The 989-nt window shown below is 42.4% G+C and carries 1 protein-coding gene and 1 pseudogene; both read left to right on the top strand.

Annotated elements, in window-relative coordinates; genetic code table 11:
• Positions 1-211: pseudogene (locus ACLOR3_RS10145) on the top strand (acetate kinase); the annotation flags it as partial.
• A 153-nt stretch (positions 212-364) separates the two neighbouring features.
• The coding region (locus ACLOR3_RS10140) for a CPBP family intramembrane glutamic endopeptidase (protein WP_412037204.1) at positions 365-989 on the top strand (625 nt) is incomplete at its 3' end.

Raw genomic sequence — 989 nt, 5'->3', positions numbered from 1 at the left:
AGCTGGAATTGGAGAAAATTCTAAGACGATCCGTGGACAAGTGATTGACGGGCTGACTTGGTTTGGTTGTGAGCTTGATCCAGAAAAGAATGTCTTTGGTGCAGAAGGCGATATTTCAACACCGGATGCTAAAGTGAGAGTCTTGGTCATCCCAACGGACGAAGAATTAGTCATTGCCCGTGATGTTGAACGCTTTAAAAACAAGGGATAAGACTTTTATTCTAAAAAAAACAAGAAAGAAGAGGCTGATTCGAAACGCCTCTTTTTTCTCTTGTGTGACTTCTACTTGGGCTTGCCTCAGTAGCTCATCTATGCTATACTAGAAAAATAGTTTGATAATCGAGGTAAAATAATGGAAAATTGGATGGAGAAAAAATGGGTTTCGAATAGTCTGTGGTTACTAATTGGAATACCGTTATTTATAGCGACTCAACTACCCATGGTCGCTTTGATCTTGGGGATTGAAAATGCTTGGTCAAATTGGACAATCAATAGTCTGGTCCTTGGGGTCACCATGCTCCTCGTCTATTTGCTTTGGTGGTTTATGAAATGGAGTCCACTTGATCCACTAGATTTTTCACGGATTAGAGGCAGAGATATTGGGCGAAATTTCCTTTATTTTCTCCTGTTGCTGGCCAATAATGCTCTTGGGGTCAATCTTCTACGACAGTTAGGAGAGGCGACGACAGCTAACCAAGAGACCATCCAAGGGGTGGCTTCCTTGGCCCCTCAGCTGGCAATGGGTTTGCTCATTGTTGTAGTGGCACCTTTAGGAGAAGAAATTATCTGTCGGGCTGTGATTCCCCGCTTAATCTTTAAGGGACACGAAAAAATTGGTTATTTGGTTGGGGCTCTTGTATTTGCCTATTTACACACACCAAGTAATCTTGGTTCCTGGGTCATCTATGGAGGTATGTCTCTCATCTTGACTTGGGTTGCCTACCGCTACAAACGAGTAGAATATTCGATTTTATTGCACTTTACCATGA

The sequence above is a fragment of the Streptococcus intestinihominis genome, assembly GCF_046824975.1.
Taxonomy (GTDB): Bacteria; Bacillota; Bacilli; order Lactobacillales; family Streptococcaceae; genus Streptococcus.
This window is presented reverse-complemented; position numbering and strand designations above follow the sequence as displayed.